The organism is Nocardiopsis rhodophaea (assembly GCF_039530945.1).
GTDB classification, from domain to species: domain Bacteria; phylum Actinomycetota; class Actinomycetes; order Streptosporangiales; family Streptosporangiaceae; genus Nocardiopsis_C; species Nocardiopsis_C rhodophaea.
The window spans coordinates 91,079-112,276 of the sequence record NZ_BAAAPC010000009.1 but is presented as its reverse complement, the minus strand read 5'-3'; the positions used below and the strand labels follow the sequence as shown (position 1 = coordinate 112,276).

Annotated in this window: 18 protein-coding genes; 5 read left to right on the top strand and 13 right to left on the bottom strand. The window is 71.7% G+C overall.

The features are described 5' to 3' along the window. Positions 1-11: 11 nt before the first annotated feature. Both ABD259_RS12065 and ABD259_RS12060 read right to left on the bottom strand, forming a co-directional pair. Complete coding sequence (locus tag ABD259_RS12065; protein ID WP_344105773.1) at positions 12-1,769, bottom strand: PKD domain-containing protein; 1,758 nt, start codon at positions 1,767-1,769, stop codon at positions 12-14. 327 nt (positions 1,770-2,096) lie between these two features. Further along, complete coding sequence (locus ABD259_RS12060; RefSeq protein WP_344105771.1) at positions 2,097-4,928, bottom strand: ATP-binding protein; 2,832 nt, start codon at positions 4,926-4,928, stop codon at positions 2,097-2,099. Positions 4,929-5,117: 189 nt separating this feature from the next. Here ABD259_RS12060 and ABD259_RS12055 point away from each other — a divergent pair, with 189 nt between their 5' ends. Then, entirely contained in the window at positions 5,118-5,390 is a 273-nt protein-coding gene (locus ABD259_RS12055) for a hypothetical protein (protein ID WP_344105769.1), read from the top strand. A gap of 22 nt (positions 5,391-5,412) precedes the next feature. Here the strand turns inward: ABD259_RS12055 and ABD259_RS12050 are convergent, their stop codons facing one another. The 5 genes from ABD259_RS12050 to ABD259_RS12030 all read right to left on the bottom strand — a co-directional run bounded on the left by ABD259_RS12050 (position 5,413) and on the right by ABD259_RS12030 (position 12,530). Further along, positions 5,413-6,171 (bottom strand): ABC transporter permease, encoded by a 759-nt coding sequence (locus tag ABD259_RS12050; RefSeq protein WP_344162334.1) that lies wholly within the window; start codon positions 6,169-6,171, stop codon positions 5,413-5,415. Positions 6,172-6,542: 371 nt separating this feature from the next. Further along, positions 6,543-7,982: an FAD-dependent oxidoreductase gene (locus ABD259_RS12045; protein WP_344162331.1), complete on the bottom strand. Its 1,440-nt coding sequence runs from the start codon at positions 7,980-7,982 to the stop codon at positions 6,543-6,545. Continuing rightward, on the bottom strand, positions 7,979-10,066 hold the full coding sequence (locus tag ABD259_RS12040) for a molybdopterin oxidoreductase family protein (RefSeq protein ID WP_344162328.1): 2,088 nt from the start codon (positions 10,064-10,066) through the stop codon (positions 7,979-7,981). Before ABD259_RS12040 ends, ABD259_RS12045 begins: the two co-directional genes overlap by 4 nt. Next, complete coding sequence (locus ABD259_RS12035) at positions 10,063-11,502, bottom strand: MFS transporter (protein ID WP_344162325.1); 1,440 nt, start codon at positions 11,500-11,502, stop codon at positions 10,063-10,065. Before ABD259_RS12035 ends, ABD259_RS12040 begins: the two co-directional genes overlap by 4 nt. Before the next feature lie 230 nt (positions 11,503-11,732). Continuing rightward, positions 11,733-12,530 carry an SDR family oxidoreductase gene (locus ABD259_RS12030; protein WP_344162322.1) on the bottom strand — a complete coding sequence of 266 codons (798 nt, stop codon included), beginning with the start codon at positions 12,528-12,530 and terminating at the stop codon, positions 11,733-11,735. Positions 12,531-12,664: 134 nt separating this feature from the next. Between ABD259_RS12030 and ABD259_RS12025 the strand changes: the two genes are divergently transcribed. Further along, positions 12,665-14,050, top strand: coding sequence for a hypothetical protein (locus ABD259_RS12025; RefSeq protein WP_344162319.1), 1,386 nt, complete (start codon positions 12,665-12,667; stop codon positions 14,048-14,050). 49 nt (positions 14,051-14,099) lie between these two features. On the opposite strand, the gene ABD259_RS12020 is transcribed toward ABD259_RS12025, so the two are convergent. The 5 genes from ABD259_RS12020 to ABD259_RS12000 form a co-directional block, all read right to left on the bottom strand. Then, positions 14,100-14,426, bottom strand: coding sequence for a hypothetical protein (locus ABD259_RS12020; RefSeq protein ID WP_344162316.1), 327 nt, complete (start codon positions 14,424-14,426; stop codon positions 14,100-14,102). After that, a complete protein-coding gene (locus tag ABD259_RS12015; RefSeq protein WP_344105750.1) occupies positions 14,386-14,910 on the bottom strand; it encodes a class I SAM-dependent methyltransferase in 525 nt (174 codons plus the stop codon). The genes ABD259_RS12020 and ABD259_RS12015 overlap by 41 nt, the downstream gene beginning before the upstream one ends. Before the next feature lie 130 nt (positions 14,911-15,040). Continuing rightward, entirely contained in the window at positions 15,041-15,934 is an 894-nt protein-coding gene (locus ABD259_RS12010) for a metal ABC transporter permease (RefSeq protein WP_344105748.1), read from the bottom strand. A 22-nt stretch (positions 15,935-15,956) separates the two neighbouring features. After that, positions 15,957-16,733: a metal ABC transporter ATP-binding protein gene (locus ABD259_RS12005; RefSeq protein WP_344162313.1), complete on the bottom strand. Its 777-nt coding sequence runs from the start codon at positions 16,731-16,733 to the stop codon at positions 15,957-15,959. Then, complete coding sequence (locus ABD259_RS12000; protein WP_425573511.1) at positions 16,730-17,677, bottom strand: metal ABC transporter substrate-binding protein; 948 nt, start codon at positions 17,675-17,677, stop codon at positions 16,730-16,732. Before ABD259_RS12000 ends, ABD259_RS12005 begins: the two co-directional genes overlap by 4 nt. 497 nt (positions 17,678-18,174) lie before the next feature. Here ABD259_RS12000 and ABD259_RS11995 point away from each other — a divergent pair, with 497 nt between their 5' ends. After that, the gene (locus tag ABD259_RS11995; protein WP_344105741.1) at positions 18,175-18,816 is read left to right on the top strand and encodes a DUF4360 domain-containing protein; all 642 of its coding nucleotides are present in this window, start codon (positions 18,175-18,177) and stop codon (positions 18,814-18,816) included. A 210-nt stretch (positions 18,817-19,026) separates the two neighbouring features. After that, positions 19,027-19,797, top strand: coding sequence for a (2Fe-2S)-binding protein (locus ABD259_RS11990; protein WP_344162307.1), 771 nt, complete (start codon positions 19,027-19,029; stop codon positions 19,795-19,797). Between the two features lie 190 nt (positions 19,798-19,987). Here the strand turns inward: ABD259_RS11990 and ABD259_RS11985 are convergent, their stop codons facing one another. Beyond that, complete coding sequence (locus ABD259_RS11985; RefSeq protein WP_344162304.1) at positions 19,988-20,719, bottom strand: alpha/beta fold hydrolase; 732 nt, start codon at positions 20,717-20,719, stop codon at positions 19,988-19,990. Between the two features lie 52 nt (positions 20,720-20,771). Between ABD259_RS11985 and ABD259_RS11980 the strand changes: the two genes are divergently transcribed. After that, positions 20,772-21,131, top strand: coding sequence for a MerR family transcriptional regulator (locus tag ABD259_RS11980; protein WP_344162301.1), 360 nt, complete (start codon positions 20,772-20,774; stop codon positions 21,129-21,131). Positions 21,132-21,198: the final 67 nt, after the last annotated feature.

Here is a 21,198-nt window from a genome sequence, read left to right as displayed (position 1 = left end):
CGCGAGGGCCGCTATCCGACGGTGATCCTCTTGCTGGTCGTCCCGCTGGCGCCCTGGTCGTCGGTGACGGTCAAGGTGACCTCGTAGGTGCCGCCGGTGTTGTAGAAGTGCCAGGTGGATTGGCCGCTGCCGGTCGTGCCGTCGCCGAAGTCCCAGGCGTAGGAGGCGATGGTGCCGTCAGGGTCACTGGCGCCCGAGGCGTCGAAGCTGCACAGGTCCCAGTAGGCGTAGCAGGTCGCGGTGAACGCGGCGGTGGGCGCCTCGTTGCCGGGCTCGCTGCCGACCTTGACCTCGACCGACGTCGTGCCGGTGGCGCCGCTGTCGGCGGTGACGGTCAGCGTGACGGTGTAGGTGCCGTCCGCGGTGTAGGTGTGGGACGGGGCCGCGCCCTCACCCGTGGTGCCGTCGCCGAAGTCCCAGGCGTAGCCGGTGATCTCGCCGTCGGGGGCGGCGGAGCCGGTGCCGTCGAACTCGCAGGTCCGCGAGGTGTCGTCGCAGGTGTGTCCGATGACGGCGGTGGGCTTGTCGCCCCCACCGCCGCCGTCGGACGGGTAGGTGGAGGCGTCGCCCACGTCCAGCAGCGGCTCCTTGACGCCGTCGTTGGACGTGTCGTCCCAACCGTCGTTGCCGGTCGACTTGAGGGTCTCGTAGATCGCCATCACGTCGGCGCGGTTGGTGGGCTTGCTGTCGCCGACCGCGAGCAGGCCCGCGGCCCCGGCGACGTGCGGCGCGGCCATGGAGGTGCCGTCGATGGTGTTGTAGCCGCCGCCCGTCCAGGTGGAGTAGATGCACACGCCCGGGGCGGTGATGTCCACGACGGTCCCGTAGTTGGAGAAGTCGGCCAGGGTGTCGTCCTGGTCAGTGCGGCAGGAGAAGGGTCCGCCGGTGCCGCCGGGCTCGCCGTCGGAGTCGGCCATCGCCGAGACGGTCAGCACGTCGTCGTGGTTGGCGGGGAAGAAGCTCTGGGCGTTCTTTCGGGAGTTGCCGGCGGCCACGGTGTGTACGATGCCGGCGTCCACCGAGGAGGAGATGGCCTGGCTCATGGCCTGGTCGTAGCAGCCGTCGCAGCCCAGGCTCATGTTGGCGACCTCGATCTCGGAGGCCTTGCCGGTCACCCAGTCGATGCCGGCGGTCACAGCGGACAGCGTTCCACCGCCGTCGTCGCCGAGCACCTTGACGCTCCACAGGCGGGCGCCGTTGGCCACGCCGACGACACCGGACCCGTTGTCGATGGCCGCCGCGCTGCCCGCGACGTGCGTGCCGTGCCCGTGGCCGTCGGTGCCCGAGCCGTCGCGGCAGGTGCCGGTGGTGCAGTCGGTGCGGGAGACGATGTTGAGGTCGGAGTGCTCGGCGATTCCGGTGTCGATGATCGCGATGTCGACGTCGGCCGTGAAGTCCTCCTGGCCGTTGATCTTCAGGTTCTCGTTGTCGGGGGCGAAGACCCGGGAAATGCCGGTGGGGGTGTCCTGGGCGGTGGTGTGGACGACCGCGTCCTGTTGGACGATGTCGACGTCGGGGTCGGAGCGCAGCTGGCGGGCCTCGGCCGCGGTCATCTCGGCGGCATAGCCGGTCAGCGCGTGTTTGTAGATGCCGTTGGGGCGGTCCCCGTGTCGTTTGGCGACCTCGCGGGGGTTGGCGTCGTCGTCCAGGACCACGATGTAGGTCTGGGCGGGGCCGGATTCAGCGGGGGCGGGAGCGGCCGCGGCTGGTGCCATGGCGAACACCGGTACCAGAGCGGCGGAGGCGAGCACGGCAAAGATTCTTCGCATCGTGTCGGCAACCCTTCGGTGGGCCCCTTGTGGGGACGGGGCGTGGGGGATGTCTGGGGGCCGCCTGGTGAACGGGAGCGGGGCCGAACCTCAGGCGACTCCCGAGAGCAGCATCGGCCGAGCGAGAGGTAGTGAAAATACGTATCAACTACGTAAAGTTGGCCGTGGTGTCGGGCTACGTAGTACCGACCTCCCTCGCCGGGCAGGTCACCCCCACCCCGGACCGTGCCGGGCCGGCAACTCATCCGGACACCGGCGCGGACTCCCGCGCGGGGCGGCCGTAGGTCATCCGCCGCGGGAACGCCGCGGCGGAGCGGGGCGTCTGCGTCACCGGCCCCGCGCCAGCTCCTTGCGGGAGCGCAGCCCCAGCTTGCTCAGGGCGTTGGCGACGTGCGTCTCCACCGTGCGCGGCGACAGGTACAGCATCGCGGCGATCTCCCGGTTGGTGCGCCCGCCCGCGGCCAGGCGCACGATCTCCTGCTCGCGGGGCGACAGCGCGCTGCCATAGCCGCGCTGCCCGACATGGGGGGTGCTGACGCCCTGCTCGCGCAGGAGGCGGCGGCAGCGCGCCGCGTCCCAGGACGCCCCCACAGCCGTGTACGCGTGCAGCGCCTCGACCAGCACCGTGGTCTGCCCGCCCGCCAGCAGGCAGCGTCCGCGCGCCTCCATCGCCTGCGCGGCCTCATACGGGCGCGGCAGCGCCCGGTAGGCGGCCTCGGCGCGCGCGTACAGCTCCACGGCGCGCTCCGTGTCGCCCTGATGGTCGGCCAGCAGCCCCCGCCACCGGTCCAGGGCCGCCGCCGCGGCCGGGGCCGCGGTGCCCTCCAGCCCGGAGGCGAAGCGTTTGAGCAGGTCGGCGGCGAGTGTGTCGCGGCCCAGGGCGAGCAGCGCCTCCAGGCCGGGTGTCAGGTCGCTGGCCCACACCCAGATCCCCTTGGACTGGATGAGGCCCAGCACCGGATCGATCCACTCCCACGCCTCAGCGGCGTCCTTGCGGGAGAGCAGCACCCGGCCCAGGGTCCCGGCCGCCGCGGCGCGGATCGGCACCAGATTGGCCGTGGTGGCGCCGCTGCTGACCCCGCGCAGCAGGTCCTCGGCTTCGGCCGGGTCCCCCTGGGCCAGCGCCAGGCTGGCCCGCACCAGGTCGATCTCGGCCGCCACCAGCGGAAGGTCGGCCAGGTGCGGGGAGCGCGCGGCGCTGCCCGCCCGCTCGGCCAGCCCGTCCCACCGGCCGCGCACCCAGTCCAGCAGCAGCCCGGTCGACTCGGCGCCCACCAGGGCCAGGGTGAAGGGCACCTCGGTGGTGGTGGCCAACTCGGTAGTCAGTCGCAGGTAGTGCTCGGCGCGCGGGTAGTCGCCCAGCATCACCGCGGCGTCGGCCAGGTTGAGGGCGCCGCGGGTGAGCTCGCGCCGCTGCGCCCGGTCCAGCGGGTCGGCGGGGTCGGGCAGGGCGACCTCCCAGGCCTGCGGGTCGCCCAGCTGGGCTAGGAGCGTGGCGCGGTTGACCGCCACGGCGGTGGTGACCACGGGGTCTCCGCTGTGCCCGGCGGCGGTGGTGGCGCGCTGCATCCACTGGCGGTGGGCGTCGACGGGCTCGGGGGTGGAGCGGGGCACGGCCAGGGCCGACATGGCGCGGGCCGCCAGCGCGGGGCGGCGGGACAGTTCGGCGCAGGCGCGGGCCAGTTCGTGGCGGGCCTGGGTCCCCTGCCCGGCCTGGTTGAGCAGCAGCAGGCCCAGTTCCAGGCGCAGTTCGCCGCGGGTTGCGGGGGGCAGCGCCCGGTCGTCGATGATCTGGCGCAGCAATGTGATGGTCTCGTCTGTGACCAGGCCGGTCAGGGCTGCGCGGCCGAGTTTGACGGCCAGGCGGTGGCGGGCCTCCGAGGCCAGGCGCGGCCGGGTGAGGGCGTCGCGCAGCAGCTCGGCGGCGCTGCCGTCGTCGCCTGCCGCGATGGCGCGGTCGGCCGCCTGCTCGGCGTAGCTGGTCCAGGCGTCGTGCAGTCCGGCCTCACGGCTGTGCGCGGCCATCGCGGCATAGGGCGGGCCGGGTTCGGTGCGCAGAACGGCGGCGGCGCGCCGGTGCAGGCGCCGCCGCTTGGGCAGGGGCAGCGCGCTGTAGGCGGCCCGGCGGGTGAGGACGTGGGGGAAGCCGATGGTCCCGTCGGGCTCGGTGCGCAGGACCCGTCGGGTGAGGGCTTCGTCCAGGCCGCGGGCGGCGTGGGCGGGGGTGAGTTTGGCGACGGCGGTGAGCACCGCTTCGGTGGCGGGCTCGCCCAGGACGGCGGCGGCCTGCACGATGGCGCGGGCGTGGCGGCCGAGCTGGGAGAGGCGTTCGAGGAGCGCGTGGCGCAACGTGGGCGGGATGCCGGCGTCTTCGAGGCAGGAGGGGGTGGCGGGGGTGATGCGGGTGGTGCGCAGGTGGTGCAGGAGTTCGACGGCGGCCAGCGGGTTGCCGCGGGTGTGGGCGTGCAGGCGGGCGGCGAAGTCCTCGGGAGGCGGGGGGCGGCCGTGGAGCAGGGCGGCGCACAGGTGGTGCACGTCCTCGACGGTCAGGGGCGGCAGGTCGAGTTCGGCGCGGAAGGTGCCGTGCGGGAGGCGGGCGGCCAGGGCGGCCACGGGGTAGTCGGCGGGCAGGTCTTCGGGGCGGTAGGTCAGGACGAGGGTGAGCTGGTCGGGCAGGCGCGGGACGAGGAAGTCCAGCAGGGCGCGGGTGTGGGCGTCGACCCAGTGGAGGTCCTCGATGACCAGGACGGCCGGGCCGAGGGCGGTGAGGATCTCGCGGAAGGCGCGAAAGAGCCGGTGGCGCTCGCTGCTGGGGTCGGGCAGCGGTGGCGGCGGTTCGGGCAGCAGGTGGGCGCACTCGGGTAGCAGCGGGTGCAGGGTGCCGCAGACGGGGTTGAGTCCGGTGGGGATGGGCGCGCCGCGCAGAGCTTCGATGACCGGACCGTAGGGGAAGGGGGCGGGCGCGCGGTGGCAGTAGCCCAGCAACGGTCCGGGGCGCGGGTGGGCCTCAGCGTCGTGGTCGCCGCGCAGCTCCTGGACCAGCCGGGTCTTGCCGGTTCCGGCTTCTCCGGCGATCAGGACGGCGGCGCGCTGCTGTGTGGTGGCGCGGGCCAGGACCCCCAGTTCCCTGTCCCGGCCGACGAGTGGGGGACTGCACACGCCTGGAACGTATAGCGAAGCACCGGCGGATCACATCATCCCCGCGGTTATGAATTCGTTTTATATACCGCTATATAGGTCATAGGTCGTGTATCCGTGTCATTTCGACTGTCCTCGCGCGGCGGACGACACCGGATACGGGGGGTGGTCGTGCTGCGTGCGCTGAGGGTGCGCGCGTAGTCTGGACATGTGGCCACCGTCGAGAAAGGCTCGCCCATGCTTCCGGCCAGCGGCAGCTCCCGCACCTCGATGAACTGTCCGCGGTGCTGGAACGACTTCGTCCCGGACGGCGACATCGGCTACTACGCCAACTGCCCCTTCTGCAAGGGCATCGTGGAGCTGGCCGAGTCTCCCCTGTTCCAGCCGCCACACATCGACCAGAAGAACTGCTCCAACTGCGGCGCGATGATCGAGACCTGGCGCAAGACCTGTCCCGCCTGCGGCGCCGACACCAACTACTGACCGCTGCTGACCGCGCGGGGCCCTACCGCGCCTCCCGCGGCGGGAAGACCCCGCGCGCGAACATCTCCAGGCAGCCCACGATCGCGATAACCTCCACCAGCAGCAGCCCCGTCAGGACGAACAGCTGCACGGCCCCCGCGTCCACGGGCGACGCCCCGCCCATGAGCATCCCCACGAACGCGCCGGGCAGCGTCACCAGCCCCACCGTGCGCGTCTGGTCCAACGCCGGAATCAGCGCCGAGACCGCCGCCGGCCGACAGATCTCCAACGCCGCGTCGCGCGGACTCATCCCCAGCGAGAGCGCCGCCTCCACCTCCCCCTTGCGCGCGGCCAGCTCATCCATGGCCCGCCGCCCCGCCAGCGAGGTGGCGGTCAGCCCGCCGCCGATCAGGATCCCGCTGATGGGAATGAGCACCAGCCCCACGGTCCGAACCAGCCCGGCCGCCAGCAGCACCCCCAAGAACGGGACCACCGCCACCGCAATCGGCACCACCGCCAGGACGGCGCACCGCCGCGTGGTGAACCGCCGCCCCGCGGTGAACCCGGCGACACCCAGCATGACCGCCACATACAGCAGCGTCAGCGGCCCGGAGGTCACCACCGCGGTGATGATGAGGGACACCGCCCCCAGCTGGACGACCGCCCGCGCCCCGGCCCGCAGCACGGCGGCACCGTGCCCCATCCGGGCCAGCGCCGCCAGAGCGGCGGCGATCAGCGTCGCCAGGACGATGGCCGCGAACAGTGGCGGCCCGATGGGCAGCAGTGTGGAGGAAGCGCTCATGGACCGATCATTCCCGGCATCTCCAGGCCCACAGCGTCACTGCCGGGAGGAGGCGATCATGCCACAACCGGCCGCAACTCCAGAGGCGCTGCGAAGCGAACGGCAGTACGCCCGCGGTCCCCAGCCATCCTCCACGGCCTGCCCGTCGGTGTTGCCGCGCAAGTCGAGCGCCTGGCAATGGAGCTCGCCGATCTGGGATGGGGAGTCAACAACGCAGGTCGGCCCGTCGAGCGGTACGGAGGAGTACGACAGCTCGGTCTCCGGGATCGTGAGGGCTTTCTTCAGCTTCCTCGTTGGTGAACCCGCACGCGAGATCGTCGTCGTGCCGACACCTCACCGGCCGAACGCGCCGACCTCCTGCCGTCCGTTCCTCAGCCCACAGCAGCCGGGGAGGCGTCGTTCCACCCCGATAGCAGGGCGTTGACATCGCGCACACACCCGCCGCAGCCCGTGGTCGCCCGGGTGGCCTCCGCGATGGCCTCACGGGTGCGCGCACCGTCCAGCCAGGCCGACTCCAGATCGCCGCGAGTGACCGCGTTGCACCGGCACACCACCGGGTCGGCCTCCCCGGTCTCCTGTCCCGCTCCGGCCTCGGGCTGCGGGCGGCCCTGGATGAGGGCCAGGCGGTCAGCCGGCACCGGGGAGCGCGTGTCGAACACCTGGGCGATGGTGGAAGCCGCCTCGGGGAACCCGAGTAGCACCGCCCCGGCGACCCGGCCCTCACGCACCGACAGTTTCGCGTACCGGCGCCCGTAGGGGTCGGAGATCGTCACGGTCTCGGCGGTGTCATCGGCGTCGGCCTCGCCCATCGCGGTCAGCTCGATGCCCTGGGCCTTGAGCCGGGTCACCGTGCGCGCCCCGCTGTAGCGGGCCTCCAGCGCCGCCCCGGTCAGCAAATCGGCCAGCACACTGGCCTGCTCCCAGCCGGGCTGGACCAGGCCCGCGCCGCCCCCGGCGTGCTGGGCGCAGTCGCCGATCGCGTGCACCCGCGGGTCGCTGGTGGTCAGCGTGTCATCCACGATGATCCCGTGCTCGACCTCGATCCCGGCGTCCTTGGCCAGCTCGGTATTGCCGCGCACCCCCGCGGTGACCACGAGCGCGTCGCCGGCCAGCACCCGGCCGTCGTCCAGCTCCAGACCGGTGCCCGGGATCCACCGGGCCGCCACCCGCCAGGAGTGCACGGTGATCCCCAACGCCTTGTAGCACTCGGCCAGGATCTCGGCGCAGGGCTGGTCGATCTGGCGGCGCATGATCCAGGGCGAAGACTCCACGACCGACACCCGCACGCCGCGCTCGGCCAGCGCGCGGGCCGCTTCCAAACCGAGCACGCCCCCGCCCAGCACCACTACAGGCGCGCCGGGCCGGGCCAGCGCCTGCACACGGTGGCAGTCGGCCATGTCGCGCAGCGCGGTCACGCCGGGCTCCGGGGTGCCGTCGGTGGCGGCCACACCGCTGACCGGCGGGAAGGAGGCGCGCGCCCCGGTGGCCAGCACCAGCTCGTCGTACTCCACATCGGACCCGTCATCCAGCCGCACCCGGCGGTTGGCGGTGTCCAGGGATGTGGCGGCGGTGCCGGTGCGCAGGGTGATGGCGTCGGATTCGGGGAAGGGCAGCGCGATATCGCCCGGGGCATAGGTTCCGGCGACGACGCCGGGCAGCAGCACCCGGTTGTAGGCCGGGTGGTCCTCGGCGCCCAGAACGGTCAGGCGCAGGCGCTCGCCCGCCGGGTCGCGTCGGGCGACCTCCTCGGCGAACCGGGCGCCGACCATGCCGTTGCCGATCACCACGACGTGGCGCACGGGCTGAGTCACAGGTTCTCCCCTCCGGTGTGGTGCGCGGCCGGTTCCAGCCGGACCGCGCTGACCTTGAATTCCGGCATTCGGCTGGTGGGGTCCAGCGCCGGGTTGGTCAGGTTGTTGGCCGCCTGCTCGCCGGCGAAGTGGAACGGTAGGAACACGGTGTCCAGCCGCGCCTCGGTACGCAGCCGGACCTGGGCGAGGGTGGTCCCGCGCGGTGAGGTGACCCGGGCCCAAGCGCCCTGGGACAGCCCGCAGCGGGCGGCGGTATCGGGGTGTACCTCGACATAGGCGGCGGGTTCGGCCTGGGCGAGCTCGGTGACGCGCCGTGTCTGGGCGCCGGACTGGTAGTGGCCCATGAGCCGGCCGGTGGTGGCGATGAGCGGGTAGTCGGGGGTGGTGTCCTCGGCCGCGGGCCGGTGGGCCACCGGGGTGAAGCGGGCGCGCCCATCGGGGTGGGCGAAGGCGTCCAGGAACAGCCGCGGGGTGGCCTCGGCCCGGGCCCGCACCGGCCAGTGCAGGGCCTCTCCGGTCTGGAGGCGGGCCGGCGTGACGCCGGAGTAGTCGGCCGCGCCGCCGGCCGAGGCGGCCCCCAGTTCGGCCAGCACGGCGTCGGGGTCGGTGGGGAACCGGTCGGGGCTCTGGCCCAGGCGCGTGGCCAGCCCGTTGAGGACCTCCAGGTCGGTGCGAACCCCCGCGGGCGGGGTCGCGGCGGCCCGGCGGCGCAGGACGCGCCCCTCCAGGTTGGTCATGGTGCCGGTCTCCTCGGCCCACTGGGCGATGGGGAGCACCACATCGGCCATAGCGGCGGTCTCTGAGAGCACGAAGTCGGCGGCGACCAGCAGGTCCAGGGCCGCGATGCGGTCGCGTACGCGACCGGCGTCGGGGGCGGAGACCACGGGGTTGGAGCCGAACAGCAGCATCGCACGCGGGCCGGTCGCGGTGCCCAGCGCGTCGAGCAGCTCGAAGGCGCTGCGTCCGGGGCCGGGCAGCCGGTCGGGGTCCACCCCCCACACTCCGGCGACATGGGCGCGCGCGGCCGGGTCGTCGATCTTGCGGTAGCCGGGCAGTTGGTTGGCCTTCTGGCCGTGTTCGCGCCCGCCTTGTCCGTTGCCCTGCCCGGTGATGCACCCGTAGCCCGAACCGCGCCGTCCCGGCAGGCCCAGCGCGAGTGCGAGGTTGATCCACGCCGATACCGTGTCGGTGCCCTTGGCGTGCTGCTCGGTGCCGCGCCCGGTGAGGATGTAGGCGCCCGAGGCCTCGGCGAGCAGCCGCGCGGCGTCGCGGATCTGGTGGGCCGGGACGCCGGTGACGTGCTCGGTCTGCTCGGGCCACCAGGCGGCGGCCTGCGCCCACGCTTGGTCGAAGCCGGTGGTGCGCGCGGCGATGTAGTCCTCATCCAGCAGGTGGTGGACGCGGGCCGCGTGCAGCAGCCCCAGGGCCAAGGCCAGGTCGGTGCCCGGGCGGGGAGCCAGGTGCATGCCGCCGTCGGCGAGCGCCTGCTGCGCAGTGGCCGAGCGGCGCGGGTCGACGACGATCAGCGTGGGGGCGGACAGGTGGCCCATCATCGGTGGCATCGTCTCGACGGGGTTGGCTCCGGCCAGCAGCACCACCTCGGCCTCGCCCACGTCGGTCAGCGGGAAGGGCATCCCCCGGTCCAGCCCGAAGGCACGCGTGGAGGCCGCGGCGGCCGAGGACATGCAGAACCGGCCGTTGTAGTCGATCTGGGAGGTGCCCAGCGCCACGCGGGCGAACTTGCCCAGCAGGTAGCTCTTCTCGTTGGTCAGCCCGCCGCTGCCGAACACCGCCACCGCATCCGGGCCGTGGTCGGCGCGCAGGCAGGCCAGCCGCTCGGCCACATAATCCAAGGCGGTGTCCCAGCCGACCTCGGTGAACTCGGCGTCGCGGTCCTTGCGCAGCAGCGGGGAGGTGATCCGGTCGGGGGTACGCAGCACCTCGGCCGAGGTCCAGCCCTTGCGGCACAGCCCGCCCCGGTTGGTGGGGAAGTCCGCCGGGCGCACGGCCAGCGCGCCGTCGGGGCCGGGCTCCAGGTGCATCGCGCACTGCAGGGCGCAGTAGGGGCAGTGGGTCGTGGTCATGAGGCGACGCGCTCCGTGTCGGCGTCGGGGGCGCTGTGGGCGCGGCCGGTGGGGGCGGGCGCTGGGGTGGCGCCGACCGGGGTGCGCAGGTAGACGAAGTAGGTGATCGCGATGCACACCACGTAGTAGCCGAGGAAGGCGATGAATGCGGGGGTGGCCGCCCCCGTGGCGGCGAAGGACTCGCGGAAGACGAGGTTGATGCACACCCCGCCGAAGGCCCCCATGGCGCCGATCAGGCCCAGCATCGAGCTGGCGACGCGCTTGGTCTGGGACAGGGCCTCCTCGCGCGGGGTGCCCGCGGCGATCATGTTCTGGGCCTTGGCCGCGTAGATGCCGGGGATCATCTTATAGGTCGAGCCGTTGCCGATGCCGGTCAGCACGAAGAGCACACCGAAGGCGGTGATGAACACGGGCAGGGAGTCCGAGGCCACCGACGCGATGACCACACCGGTCCCGGCGACCATCGCGATGAAGTTCCACAGCGTGACGCGGGCGCCGCCGAACCGGTCGGCGATGGACCCGCCGACCGGTCGGATCAGCGAACCGAGCGCGGGGCCCATGAAGGTGACCATGGCGGCTTCCAGGGGGGTGCGGTCGAACTGGCTCTGCAGCAGCAGGCCGAAGGCGAACCCGAAGCCGATGAACGACCCGAACGTGGCGATGTAGAGGACCGACATGATCCAGAAGTGCTGGTCCTTGATAGCGGCGACCTGCGCGGCCACATCGGTGCGGGCACCGGAGAGGTTGTTCATGTGCCGCCAGGCCACCCAGAGCGCCAGCAGCAGGAACGGGACGTAGAACAGGGGGACGAACGCCCCGGCGCTGACCGTGAACAGCGCGATGACGCCGAGGCCCACGAGCTGCACGGTGGCCACGCCGATGTTGCCGCCGCCGGCGTTGAGCCCCAGCGCCCACCCCTTCTCCCGCTCGGGGAAGAAGAAGTTGATGTTGGCCATGGAGGAGGAGAAGTTCCCCCCGCCCAGGCCCGCCGTGGCGGCCAGTACCACGAACAGCCAGAAGGGCGTGTCGGGGCGCTGCATCAGGACGACCGCCAGGCCGGTGGGCACCAGCAGGGCGCTCACCGAGATCAGCGTCCAGTTGCGCCCGCCGAACAGCGGCACGGCCAGCGTGTAGGGCACCCGCAGCACCGCGCCGACGAACGCGACCACCGACACCAGAAGGAACTTCTGCTCCGGCGCGAAGGAGAACCCGGCTTCAGGGGTCATGAACAGCACGAGCACCGACCACAGGCTCCATACGGAGAACCCGATGTGCTCGGCGAAGATCGACGCCCACAGATTACGCCGGGCCACACGCCGCCCGCTGTGCTCCCAGAACGTCGTGTCCTCGGGGTCCCAGTGGGCGATCCACCGCCCACCGCGGCGTTGTTCGCCGACTGCGGCCTGGGGGGATTGGGGGGAATGGGTGCTGCTCACGTCCCGGCCTTCCTGCTTGCCTGCGGTTTCGGTGTCGACGCTAGGAAGGGGCCGTTGCCGGGATATGTCACGTCGTAACACTCGCGAAACAGACACATCACTTCGCGCGCGTCAGGGCCGTGAGGTCAGCACTTATCGGGATGCTCAGGGCATGGCGCGGCACGGAAATGTGGCGCGTATCACCGTTCGGTGCCGGTTGGGTGCGCTGGTGCGGAGGGCTCTCGGGCCGCTCAGCCGACGCCGCCGTTACTGGAGAGTAACTGCCCGTTGATCCAGCCGCCCCGCGGCGAGAGAAGGAAAGTGACGAGGTTCGCGCAGTCCTGCGGCCGCCCCGTCCGCCCCAGCGGCGTCTGGTGCACGACGTCGCCCCGGAGCTGCTCGCTCATCCAGCCGGTGTCGATCGCGCCGGGGTTGATCACGTTCGCGCTGACTCCGAGGTGCGCCAACTCCTGTGCGGCAGCCAGCGTGATCCGGTCCATGGCCCCCTTGCTGGCGCCGTAGGGCAGGTTGCCCACGGTGTGATCGCTGGTCAGGCCGACGATCCGCCCGCTGCCATGCGGGCCGGTGAAACGCAGCGCGAACTCCCGGATCAGTAGCCAGACCGCCCGCGCGTTGACGGCGACGTGGCGGTCGAAGCTGTCCACCGTGGTGTCCAGGAGTCCGGAGTCCACCGACTCGCAGTGGCCCATGACCAATGCCGTGACCATGCCCAGCTCGCGCTCGACGGCGTCGAAGAGTCGAGAGGGCGCCCGCGGGTCGCTCAGGTCTGCCTCGATGCCGCACGCGCGTGCTCCGACCTCGCCCAGTCGGCGGGATAGCTCGGCGGGGGCTTCCTTCTCCATGCCCCAGGGCATCCGCGCGTCGTAGGCCGACCAGTAGGTGAAGGCCACGTCCCATCCGTCGCGGGCCAGGTCGACGGCGATGGTCGTGGCGATGCCGACCGACCGCCCCGCCCCAGTGACCAGGGCGAGCGGCCGATGGGGGCCTGTGCCGTCCGGCGGGACGGTGGGGCGGGCACGGTGCGTCATGGTGTCCCACCATCACGGGCCCCGGCCGTCCCCGCAACCCCATAAAGCACGCATCCGGCGAGGGCCGTGCGCGGGCCCGGTCACCCCGAGGTCGAGGGGATCTTTGGACAGGTTTCTGTGCAAAGATTCCGTATGTGATCAATGAGTTCCGCGCCGCGTTTCAGGAGCTGCTCGACACAGCCGTAGCGCAGTCACCCAACTTCCGCTCCGCCATGCACGAGGTCTTCCGGCTCTCCTCCCACGTGCCGCAAGAAGAACGGATCCTCGCCCTGGACGCGCTCGTGCCGGTCATGCGGCAGAGCGAACCCGTTGCCGGCATCGCCGCCGACCTGGCCGTTGTCGCCGGAGCATTGATGGATACCGGGACGCCCGCGGGACCGGCCGGGGTGGAGGTCATGCGTCAGCTCGCCACCTACGGCCAGGCCGCCGGGGCCTTCCTGGCGGCCTGGCAGGAAACCGGCGCCGGCACACCTCCCCCGCCCATGGAGGTGACCGAGGCCGAGGAGCAGCGCGTCGCCCCCTACCTCAACGAACTTGCGCGCCTGGCGACCACCGGATGGTGGGTCTCCCACCGCTACGCTCTGGCCGCCAGGACCGTCCTCAACGACGCCGACACGCGCGCCGCCCTGCGCGGCGACCGCGCAGCACCGCGAGACGTGGGCCACCTGGCGGAGCTGACGCGCATCGCGCGCCAGCTCTCCGCTGAGATCGCGGAATACGAGGAGGTCCACGCGCTGCTGCGGATGGCCGCGGCCGACAATGCCCTCGTGCTCGACCGTGCCTCGGGGCGCGGGTTCCGGGTCCGATTCGACGGCGTGGCGGACAACTTCCAGCTGCACACCCTGCTCGCCGACGCCCTCGTCGGGCCCGAGGGGCGCGGCGTTCCCGGCACCCGTCCCCACCCGAGCTGGGTCGCGGCCTCCCAGGACCGGGACAGCGACCCGCAGGCCGAGATCGTCACCGGCAGGTGGGACCTCGTCGGCGGCGACGGCAGCTGGGTCGGCAACGAGACTGCCCCCGTCGACATCCCCGTTGTCGGCGGCGAGCGGGTACTCGTTCTGGAGGCGCGGTCGCATCCCCACAGCTGGCGCGCGGGGCGGCGCCACCCGCGCGTGGTGGGTCGGCTGCGCGTGGAGGACGAGATTCCGGCTCACGAGGCCGCCGACTGGTGGGCGCGGCTGCATCCCGCCGGAGCGGTCCGCCACCCGCTGAGCCCCGCACCCGCCGAACCGGCCCCTGCCGCCCCCACGCAGGAGCCGCCGGCGGCCGAGGCGGACCCGGCCATACCCGCCGAACCGCTGGCCCCGGTGGATTGCGCTGCGGGCGCGGCCGAGGGGGAGGCGGCCGTCGCGCGGCTTGACACTGCCGCCGCCACGGAGGCCCCGGCCCCCGTGGACGACGACCGGCCGGAGGCGGACGCGCCCGAGGCGCCCCGCGAGCTGCCCCCGGGCGCGGGGCTGCTTCCTCCGCTGCCGCCGGGCGTGTCGGACAGCGCTGGCTGGGCTCCCACCTGGAAGTAGGCCGCGACGCGCACGGGACGGCCGCTCACCTGTCGCCGCTCCGGCCCCCTCACACGCGGCAGCGCACCTCGCCGTGGACGATCGTGAACCAGCCGTCCTCGGCCCGCCCCCAGGCGCGCCAGCCGTCGGCGATGCGCTGGAGGTCGTCGGCCGTGGCCAACCCCTCCCCCAGCGCCTGCGCCGCCAGGCCGGACGAGGTGATGCGCTGGCTCCAGACCTCGCTCCACCACGCGCGTTCGTCCGGCGTGGCATAGCACCAGGTGGAGGTCGTGCAGGTAACGTCGGTGAGCCCGGCGCGGCGCACCCAGGACAGCAGGCGCCGTCCGGCATTGGGTTCACCGCCGTCGCGCCGGGCGACGCGCTGATACAGCGCCATCCACGCGCCCAGTTCCGGCACCTCGGGGTGCCAGCCCATCATCGCGTAGTCGGCGTCGCGGGCGCCGATGGGTCCCACCGGGGCGGCAGACGCGCCGCATCTCGCTCAGGGCTCGGACCGGATCTGCGACATACTGGAGGACCTGGTGGGCGTGGACGACGTCGAACGTGGCGTCGGGGAAGTCGAGGGCGTGGACATCGGCGACCGCGAATTCGACTCCGCGCACCCCGTGATCGGCCGCGGTCCTCCGGGCCGTGGCCACCGCTTCGGGCGAGGCGTCGACCGCGACCACGCGCCCCGGGGACACACGCTCGGCGATGTCGGCGGTGATGCTGCCCGGGCCGCACCCGACGTCCAGCACCGCGGAGCCGGGGCGAAGCTCATCGGCGAGGTAGGCCGCCGAGTTGGCGACCGTGCGCCGCTGGTAGGAGCGCACCACCGACGCGTGCTGTCCGTGGGGATAGACCGCCTGCGGCCGGACCATGTCCGATCACCGTCCTGTCGGGTGGATGAGCCTGTGCTTCCGGTAGGGAAACCTAGCCCGGGCGATCAGAATATGAGAAATACGTCTTACAGTGTGGACGCCGCAGTGGTGCTCCGCCCCCGCCCCGCGTTCAGGCCGCGATGGTGTCCCGCTCCTTCGCTTCGCGCTCCTGCTGTCGGGCGCGGCGTGCGGCGCGCCGCACAAGGCCGTGCTCTGGGGCGAACAGGTAGGCCAGTGCGAAGGCGCAGGCCTGGGCGACCACGATCGCCCCGCCGGTGGCGACGTCGGCCTGGAAGCTGACGTAGGTGCCCAGCACGGACGCGGTGACAGACACCCCCACCGCGATGAGCAGCATCCGCTCGAAGCGGTTGGTCAGCAGGTAGGCCGTGGCACCCGGGATGATCACCATGGCCACCACCAGGATGATCCCGACCGCCTGCAGCGCGATCACCACCGTCACCGACAACATTCCCAGCAGCAGGATCTCCAGCCGGCGCGGGTTGAGTCCGATCGCGTGGGCGTGGATGGAGTCGAAAGCGAACAGCGTCAGGTCGCGGTGCTTGACGAGCACCACGCCCAGGACCACCGCCGCCATGACGAGGATCTGCGCGATCTCGGAGTCGGAGACGCCCAGGACATTGCCGAACAGAATGTGCATCAGGTCGGTGTCACTGGGGATCTTGGAGATCATCACCACCCCGATACCGAACATCGCGGTGAACACGATGCCGATGGCGGCGTCCTCCTTGACCCGGGAGGTGCGGTTAACCGTGCCGATCAGCGCCACCGACCCCGCGCCGAACACCAGCGCGCCGACCGCGAACGGCCAGCCCAGCAGGTAGGAGAGCACCACGCCGGGCAGGACCGCGTGGGAGACCGCGTCGCCCAGCAGCGACCAGCCGATGAGTGTCATCCAGCACGACAGGATCGCGCACACGATCCCGGCCACGGTGCTGACCAGCAGCGCCCGCCACATGAAGTCGAACTGGAAGGGCATCAGCAGCCATTCCACGAAACCGGCCATCAGTCCGTGCCTCCCCAGGCGCTCATCTCGTGTCCTCCGCCGCATGCGACTCGATCCCGAACGCCTCGAACAGCCGGTCGGGGGTCAAGACGTCCTCTGGGCCGCCGTGGGCGATCACCCGCCGCTGGAGCAACACCGCCTCGTCGCAGAACGTCGGCACGCTCGCCAGGTCGTGCGTGGAGACCAGCAGGGTGTGCCCGTCGTCGCGCATGGCGCGCAGCACCTCGATGATGGTGGCCTCCGAGCGCTTGTCCACCCCGGCGAACGGCTCGTCGAGCAGGAACACGCTCGCGCCCTGGGCGATCCCGCGTGCCACGAATGCCCGCTTGCGCTGGCCGCCCGACAGAGCGCCGATCTGCCGGTGCGCGAGACCGGTGAGGTCGGTGCGTGCCAGGGCTTGGTCCACGGCCTCGCGGTCGGCGCGGCTCGGGCGCCGCGTGATGCCCATGTGCCCGTAGCGCCCCATCATCACCACATCGATGACGCGCACTGGAAAGGCCCAGTCCACCTGCTCCGACTGGGGGACGTACCCGACGAGCCCGGCCTTGCGGGCCGCGTCCGGGCTCTGCCCGTAGAGGTGGACGCGGCCGCGATCGGCGGCGACCAGCCCGAGGATGGTCTTGAACAGGGTGGACTTGCCCGAGCCGTTGGTTCCCAGCAGGCCGCAGACGCGGCCGGGGGTCAGGGCGAGGTCCACACCATCGAGCGCGAGCACGTCGCCGTAGCGCACCGTGACGCCGCTGACCCGAACGGCGGGCGCGGCCATCGTCGGGGTGGAGGATGGGGCCGCGAGTGTCATGATGTGTCCTCCTGTCCGGTCAGTCCGGCCACGATCGCCTCGGCGTCGTAGCGCAGCAGATCGACGTAGGTGGGAACCGGTCCGTCAGGCTCGGACAGGGAGTCGACGTAGAGTTTGTCGCCCATGCGGGCCCCTCCCTCCTCGGCGACTTGGCGCTGTGCGCCGTCGTTCACGGTGGTTTCGCAGAACACCGCGGGGACCTTGTTCTCGCGCACGAACTTCGAGGCCGAAGCGATCTGCTGGGGGGTGCCCTCGCTGTCGGCGTTGACCGGCCACAGGTACTTCTCCTTCAGCCCGACGTCGCGCGCGAGGTAGGAGAAGGCCCCTTCGCAGGTCACCAGGGCGCGTTGGTGCTCAGGAAGGTCGCCGAGCTCGGTGTCGAGGAAATCGCGGATTTCGGCGAGGTCCTCCTTGTAGGCGTCGGCGTTGGCGCCGTAGATGTCGGCGTTGTCGGGATCGAGTTCGGCGAGCGCGTCGCGGATGTTGTCGACGTAGATCATGGCGTTGTCCGGCGACATCCAGGCGTGCGGATTGGCCTTGCCCTCATAGGTGCCGGACGTGATGGGGATGGTCTCCACGCCCTCCGAGAGGGTGACGTTGGGGGCGTCGATGCGCTCGGTGAACTGGGTGAACCAGGCCTCCAGGCCGAGCCCGTTGGCCAGGATGAGGTCGGCGTCCTGACCGCGCACCAGGTCATCGGGGGTGGGCTGGTAGGTGTGGATCTCCGCGCCGACGCGGGTGATCGATGCGACGTCGACCTTGTCCCCGGCGACGTTGCTGGCCATGTCGGCGATCACCGTGAAAGTGGTCAGGACTTTGAGCCGCGTGTCATCGGAGGCGGAGGAGGACGGCCCGGAACAGGCCGCCGCGGCCACAAGTGCGGCCACGGCCGGAAGAGTCGTCAGCGATCGTGTTAAAGGCGACCAATCTCTAATGTTCGGCACGCCTAACTTTTATCACAGGGGGCGGGGTGCGAGGTAGGTGCCCGCTGGCCCGCGGCTGGCTGCGGGCCAGCAGAGGCCGCCCGTGCACCAGCGGTGTCCGGGTCCTCACGCCCCGCCGATCCGGGTCTCGGGCGCCCGCGGTTCGGTGTGCGGTGATCAATTCAACCGAGAATGGCGTCGGCAAATGGAAAACGCATTCCCAACTGGCTGTCATCCAACGATCGGACGACAAATGGTTATACCGTTCGATTGCTGAGAATTTTCTATGATCAAGAAATTCCACGGGGAAGATATTGACGCCCTGTTGCGATGGAAATAACATGCCGTTACGCATTCGGATCGAGTTGTACTGCCGAAAGTGAACAGTGAGGTGATCATCTCGTCGAATGCGCACCCCACCGGGTGCCCTGGAAGCCGTGGCGCGAATGTAATCATTGGGGCGCCCGGCGGACGTGCCCCACACATTCTTCCATCACAACGATCGGAAGTGATCCCCCATGCTCAAGTCCCTTTCGGTGGTCGCAGGCGCGGCCGCCCTTCTGTCCTCTCTGCTCGCGGCGCCCGCGAGCGCTGATTTCGTCATCACCCCGCCGCCGCCGGGATCGATCGCCATCGACCTGGTGACCGTCAACGGATCCGGCTGCCGCCCCGGAACCGCCGCCGTGGCCGTGGCTCCCGACAACACCGCCTTCACCGTCACCTACAGCGAATACCTCGCCATGGCGGGCGCCGGCGCCAAGCCCACCGACTCCCGGAAGAACTGCCAGCTCGCCGTTCAGGTGAAAGTTCCGCAGGGATACACCTACGCCATCGCCCGGGCCGACTACCGCGGATATGCGGACCTGAAAAAAGGCGCGACTGGTACGCAGAAGGCGAACTACTATTTCCAGGGGATGCCGGAGACGGTTCCCGTCACCCACAACCTCGATGGTCCCCACGCGGACAACTGGCAGTTCGGCGATGAGACCGGCGTGTACGTCTACGCCCCCTGCAACGCGATACGCAACTTCAATATCAACACCGAGCTGCGCGTGAACGCGGGAACGTCCGACCCGAATACCACCAGCTTCATGGCGATGGACTCGACCGACGGCAGCATCACAACGGTCTACCACTTCTCCTGGAAGAAGTGCGACTAGAAGCATTTTCCCTCCCCGTGCCGCGCGGGGAGGGCACCCGCCGCGATGCGCGCCTACGCACGCCGCCCGGTCGAGGGCAGGACGGTCGGCCCTGAACCGCGTCAGGCCAAGTGCGGCTCCGCGCCGAAGGCCGGCGAGGTCGGGTGGGGCGGCCCCCGAGCCACCCCACCCGACACCCGCGCCGGGGCGCGCTCCGCGAGAATGGATCCGATGACCGATCCCATGCTCCGTGCCGTGCTCAGCGACATCGGCACGATCAACCCGTTCTTCGCCGTAGAGTCGGACCTGGCCGGCGAGGGCTGGGTGCCCATCGACGGTCTGTGGCGGCGGCCGGAGCTTCTGGCCGCCGAGATCGCCGACGTGCGCCGCAGGCTCGCTGGGCGCGCCCAGGTGCCCGAGGACCAGGTGGAACCCCGCGTCGCCGCGTCCATCCTCTACCAGGGGCTGGCCTCCCGACTGCTGTCGCCGGTTATCGCGGCCGCCCTGTGCCACGACCGCGTGCCCGACCCCGCCGCGCTGCACTGGAGCCCTGCGCGCACAGGACCGCTGGTCTTCGCGCTGCGCGACGGCCCCGGTCTGGCGTCACCCACGGCTCCCGCCCGCGGGCGCGACGGGGCGGACCTGGTGTCCGACCACGTCATCACGGCTGTGCTCGCGCCGATCGGCGAGGCCATACGCGCCCAGGTCAAGGTGGCGCCGCGGCTGCTGTGGGGCAACGCGGCATCATCCCTGGCCGGGACCGTTCAGCAGCTGGCCGAAGCCCGGCCCGGCCACGCCGCGGCGGTTATGGCGCTGGCCACCCAGCTGATGAACCGCCCGCCCCTGGCCGGGCTGGGCGAGTTCGCCCGACCAGGCGCGACCGACGCGCGCTTCTTCTCCCGCTCGACGTGCTGCCTCTACTACCGCATCCCGGGCTGCGCCAAGTGCGGCGACTGCGCGCTCCTGCCCGCCCGCCGCACGCGCCCGACCAGCGCGCGCTGACCTGTTCCGCCGTGCTCTACCCCTCCGCTTCCGGACCCCCCTCACCCCGGCCGCGGGGTCCTCAGCCGCCGTGCTCCGCCTCGGGTGCGGCCAGGCGCCGCGGCCACGCGCGGAGCACAACCGTTTCCGTCCGGGGTGAGCGCGGAGGGCGGCCCCTCCAGGAGCGCGTCGAGCGTGAGGGCGGCCGCCCTCACGCCTGCGCCACCTGGGCGGGGGCGTCAGGGACCTGGGCGAGGAAACCGTTGACCAGGCGCGCCCAAGCGTCGGGTGCCTCCTCGAAGGGCAGGTGGCCGCACTGCAGCTCGGCCCGCTGGGCGCCCGCGATCCCCTCGACCAAGACGTCGGAGTGGTCGGGTGTCACCAGTTCGTCGGCCATGGTCGCCACCACCAGGGTGGGCACCGTGATGCTGGCCAGGTCGGCGCGCGTGTCCGACCTGCGGACCAGGTCGATCTGTTCCAGGGCACCCGCCTGCTCCGGGGGGAGCTGCGCGGCGGCCGTCTCCTCGTACCAGGCGTCGAGCACGCGCTGGGTGTGCGGAAGAGGGGAGGCCAGCCCTGCGGTCAGCACCAACGCGGTGACCCGCTCGGGGCGCCGGGCGGCGGCACGCACGGCGACCATGGTGCCCAACGAGTAGCCCAGCATCGCGAACTCCTCCAGCCCGGCCGCCACAGCCGTCGCCACGACGCGGTCGGCAAGAGCGTCCAGGTCGAGCGGGGCTGCCGCGCGCGGCGTGGAGCCCGAACCGGGGTAGTCGGGGGCGACGACGGTGTGGTGGCGGGCGAGATCGGCGAGGATCGGCCCGAAGTTGGCATCCACCCACCCCGTTGCGCCGTGGGCGAGGAGCAGGCCGGGGCCGCTGCCCAGCTTGGTGGTGGAGAGGTCGATGTCGTCCAGCGGAGGACGCTGCTGTCGCGTGGTCATGGGATGACGATAAAGTTTCACATCGATGAGAAGGTCAAGTCGAGGTGGGGCCGTGCGGATCGGTGAACTGTCGCGACACACAGGGGTCAGCACCCGGCTGCTGCGCTACTACGAAGAGCAGGGGCTCATCCGGGCTGAGCGGTCGGCCAACGGCTACCGCGCCTACCGTGGCGACGCTGTCGCCACGGTCCGCCAGATCCGCGCTCTCCTCGCGGCCGGCCTGTCGACCGAGGTCATCAGGGACGTGCTGCCGTGTGCGCGCGGCGAGGTGCCGGCACTGGAGCCCTGCCCGGACCTGCTGGCCACGCTGCGCCGCGAGCTCGACGCGATCGACGCGCGCATAGACGCGCTGCGCGAAACACGGGAGTCGTTGGCGGACTTCCTCCGCGCCACCGCGGGTGCTCCCGCCTGAGCCCGAAGAGGACCGGCCCACATCGACGCCATTCCCGAACCCACCGGGGCGGGCGAAGGCGACCACC

Bases quoted from the DNA above. Each gene is read 5' to 3' on its own strand.
- ABD259_RS11985 (WP_344162304.1), bottom strand. From the start codon at position 20,719: ATGACCACGCGACAGCAGCGTCCTCCGCTGGACGACATCGACCTCTCC.
- ABD259_RS12040 (WP_344162328.1), bottom strand. From the start codon at position 10,066: ATGACCACGACCCACTGCCCCTACTGCGCCCTGCAGTGCGCGATGCAC.
- ABD259_RS11990 (WP_344162307.1), top strand. From the start codon at position 19,027: ATGACCGATCCCATGCTCCGTGCCGTGCTCAGCGACATCGGCACGATC.
- ABD259_RS11995 (WP_344105741.1), top strand. From the start codon at position 18,175: ATGCTCAAGTCCCTTTCGGTGGTCGCAGGCGCGGCCGCCCTTCTGTCC.
- ABD259_RS12030 (WP_344162322.1), bottom strand. From the start codon at position 12,530: ATGACGCACCGTGCCCGCCCCACCGTCCCGCCGGACGGCACAGGCCCC.
- ABD259_RS12010 (WP_344105748.1), bottom strand. From the start codon at position 15,934: ATGGCCGGTTTCGTGGAATGGCTGCTGATGCCCTTCCAGTTCGACTTC.
- ABD259_RS12005 (WP_344162313.1), bottom strand. From the start codon at position 16,733: ATGACACTCGCGGCCCCATCCTCCACCCCGACGATGGCCGCGCCCGCC.
- ABD259_RS12050 (WP_344162334.1), bottom strand. From the start codon at position 6,171: ATGAGCGCTTCCTCCACACTGCTGCCCATCGGGCCGCCACTGTTCGCG.
- ABD259_RS12065 (WP_344105773.1), bottom strand. From the start codon at position 1,769: ATGCGAAGAATCTTTGCCGTGCTCGCCTCCGCCGCTCTGGTACCGGTG.
- ABD259_RS12015 (WP_344105750.1), bottom strand. From the start codon at position 14,910: ATGGTCCGGCCGCAGGCGGTCTATCCCCACGGACAGCACGCGTCGGTG.
- ABD259_RS12020 (WP_344162316.1), bottom strand. From the start codon at position 14,426: ATGGCGCTGTATCAGCGCGTCGCCCGGCGCGACGGCGGTGAACCCAAT.